This window comes from Tindallia californiensis (genome assembly GCF_900107405.1).
Taxonomy (GTDB): domain Bacteria; phylum Bacillota; class Clostridia; order Peptostreptococcales; family Tindalliaceae; genus Tindallia; species Tindallia californiensis.
In genome coordinates this window covers 14,108-17,062 of record NZ_FNPV01000015.1, presented here as the reverse complement: position 1 = coordinate 17,062, position 2,955 = coordinate 14,108, and the positions used below count along the sequence as shown (strand labels likewise).

Genomic DNA, 2,955 nt, shown 5'->3' with positions numbered 1-2,955 from the left:
CGCACATGGGCCGGCAGGTTGGACCATTCTTCAAAAGTCTGATCCGCCGCATCAATGGCCTCAAGTACTTCTTCCTTTCCGGCAGCTGCCATTTTACCAACCAGGCTTCCATCGGCCGGATTGAGGACATCAAAACTTTCTCCCGAAGCCGCATCTTTCCATTGTCCGTTAATATATAGTTTTTCCATTCTCATATCGATAGACCCTCCTGTGTTTAGACTCATCATTCACTTGCATGAATTGGACTTAAAAACATCTATAAATACGCTACCCATCGAATGATAACCATAAACACAGCCTCGTTTCTTATGCGGATGTGGTAGAAATTGAAAGGAGATGCTAAAATGCCTTTGTTTTTTCCATGCGGTTGGATCATTCCCCTTATCTTTTTAAGTGTTTTTCTCATTTGTTTTCTGACGAGTCAGCGAAGCTTTAAATGTCCTATGTTTTCTCACCATGCTTGCTCTCACGCATCTGGTAAGAAAGTACAGGATGAAAAGGATGATTACAACAAAAAGATTCATGATTTGAAGTCAGATATTGAATGCTTAAAAAGAAACGCTAGCAGTGAGAATAAGGAGCCTATTAAAGAGCAACTTTTACAAATGGAGCGAGACCTTGAGCGTTTTAAAAAAGAACTATTTCTCGGACAAAATTGTCCAAACTAACGGAAGGGGTATGTCTGTTATTCTTTCCCCGCTATCCCGAAGCGATGATGAGAAACGATAAGCTTTTTCGGGTTTGTATTTTTCAATATAGCTGAGCAGGCTTTTCGATCGAATGGTCTTGCCGGATTTCACTTCAATGGGCGTTGGCATTCCCTTTAGCTGCATAACAAAATCGACTTCTGCTTTATTTCCTGAACTCCAATAGCAGGGTTTGTCGACGCCCATTTGTATCAATTGCTGCAGGACATAATTTTCTGTCAAAGCACCTTTGAACTCCGTGTATTGACTATTATCTTTGAGGATCAGCCCGGCATCCACCTTCGCCAGTTTACGAAGAAGTCCTGTATCGCAGCAGTAGATCTTAAACAAATTTTGTTTTTCGTAAGCGCTTAAGGGAATGTAGGGTTTTTCAATTTTAGGAATTCGATACACCATCCCGGCATTAATCAGCCAGTTCAAGGCATCCTCCAGATCTTTTGCCCGTGCGCCTTCTTTTACCTGTCCAAAGATAAACCGCTGATTTTCTTTTGCCAACTGGTAGGGAATCGCTTCCCAAACCTGACTGATTTTCTGAAAATCCTTGGCGGGAGCATATTTTGAAAAATCCAGCTGGTATAAATTCAAAAGATTTTGCAGTGATTCCTCTACCTGTTGTATGTTTTTTTCCTGTACCCAATTTTTTACCACTTCTGGCATACCACCTGTTATCCGATAATAGTCATAGTACTGAAAAAGCCGGCTATGGATCACCTGACTTATTTCATGAAGGGTTGTATTCTGAATATACTTGATTAGGTCATCTTCACCCGATGCCATTAGAAATTCTTTGAAACTCATAGGATAAAGGGTTTTGACATCCACTTTTCCAACTGGATAGGAGTTTGGTTTTGAGATAGAGATCCCGATTAGTGATCCAGCAGATGCGACATGGTATTCAGGAGCTTCTTCACAAAAGTATTTTAACGCTGTAATCGCTTTTGGACATGCTTGAATTTCATCCAAAATAATAAGGGTTTTCTCTCTTTGGATGCGCGTTCCTAAAAGGATTCCCATTTCTGTAATGATGCGCTCTGTATGGAAGTCTTTATCAAAAAGAGAGGCATAGTCCGGATTTTGCTCAAAGTTAAGATACACCATATTCTCATATTCATTTTTTGAGAAGGCTTTAAGCAAATAGGTTTTTCCACATTGCCTAACGCCTCTTAAAAGCAATGGTTTCCGTCTGGAGCTGTTCTTCCAACGGATAAGCCCCTCCATAAGTTCACGTTTCACGGGACACCACCTTTCCTAACCCATTTTAATGTTCCATCCTTCGTATGTTTATGGTAACCTTCAGTTCATTTTATGTGTGTGTTTTGCATTTATATTATACATTATTGGTATGTTTAATGCAATAAAGCGCATTCAAACCCTACCATTGCTGTCACTAGAAACGTCTAAGCATACATCAATGGCCCGATTAGGCCAGCCAATATAATGGTTAACGCGATTCCTGCCATGATCATGCTTTTATCAGCTGCTTCATCCTCTTTGTTCTTTAACGGAAACCCTTTCGCAAGAGAAAACACAATAGCCTTCCTTACTGCTTAAGGATACGAACAATGCTATTTGCTGTCAGTGGGGATGCTGTCAGTGGGGGCGGGGGCAACTCGTCCTCTCATGCGTGTGTGTAGTTCTTTAACATTTTCCACCAGTTGTTCGCTGCATTGTTCTTTCGCCACTTCGTCTACTCCGGATGCTTTTCCGGTGCTCATGTTTTTGTGGCATTTGATCAGGTTTTCCTCGTTGATCAGGTGTATTAATGACGTGAATTTTTCTTTAGGATTTTCCTTTGCTACTTTTGCTATCCTGTCCAGTTGCGTTTCCGCATGTTTCCTCTCTCTGTGTGAAGCATGTGTTTCTCCTTAATGTACTTGCAGGTTGTTTCAATCTACGCTCCCGCAAGGGGAGCGACTATCTTATACACCGCATCGTTGAGTGTCGAACCAGTTTCAATCCACGCTCCCGCACGGGGAGCGACCGGAAAATTTCTCAATGGTTAAATAGGGATAGTCGAGTTTCAATCCACGCTCCCGCAAGGGGAGCGACCTTTCTTTAGTGCACTGGGCGAGTATCTAGCAGGAGTTTCAATCCACGCTCCCGCAAGGGGAGCGACAGTTGTTTTTAGTTGAATTGAAAAGCTATAAAGGTTTCAATCCACGCTCCCGCAAGGGGAGCGACGATCGCTTATCATTTCCAGGCTGCCCACGTTGTAGTTTCAATCCACGCTCCCGCAAGGGGAGCGACG

4 protein-coding genes and 1 CRISPR repeat array are annotated in these 2,955 nt (G+C 42.4%); of the genes, 1 reads left to right on the top strand and 3 read right to left on the bottom strand.

Features of this window, described 5'->3' with window-relative positions; all coding sequences use genetic code 11:
* The coding region (locus tag BLV55_RS14170; protein WP_176968435.1) for an aldehyde dehydrogenase family protein at nt 1-194 on the bottom strand (194 nt) is incomplete at its 3' end.
* 150 nt (nt 195-344) lie between these two features.
* Here BLV55_RS14170 and BLV55_RS14165 point away from each other — a divergent pair.
* Nucleotides 345-668, top strand: a complete 324-nt coding sequence (locus BLV55_RS14165; RefSeq protein ID WP_093315605.1) for a hypothetical protein — start codon at nt 345-347, stop codon at nt 666-668.
* Here BLV55_RS14165 and BLV55_RS14160 read toward each other — a convergent pair.
* The gene (locus BLV55_RS14160) at nt 639-1,940 is read right to left on the bottom strand and encodes an ATP-binding protein (protein WP_093315603.1); all 1,302 of its coding nucleotides are present in this window, start codon (nt 1,938-1,940) and stop codon (nt 639-641) included. The two genes, BLV55_RS14165 and BLV55_RS14160, sit on opposite strands and share 30 nt — an antisense overlap.
* Nucleotides 1,941-2,104: 164 nt before the next feature.
* Nucleotides 2,105-2,236: a hypothetical protein gene (locus tag BLV55_RS14900; RefSeq protein WP_278280062.1), complete on the bottom strand. Its 132-nt coding sequence runs from the start codon at nt 2,234-2,236 to the stop codon at nt 2,105-2,107.
* Nucleotides 2,237-2,590: 354 nt separating this feature from the next.
* Nucleotides 2,591-2,954: direct repeats of the CRISPR family, unit length 32 nt; unit sequence GTTTCAATCCACGCTCCCGCAAGGGGAGCGAC.
* Nucleotide 2,955 lies beyond the last annotated feature (1 nt).

What these genes read in the sequence shown, in the direction of transcription:
- BLV55_RS14165 (WP_093315605.1), top strand. Translation starts at nt 345, where the DNA reads ATGCCTTTGTTTTTTCCATGCGGTTGGATCATTCCCCTTATCTTTTTA.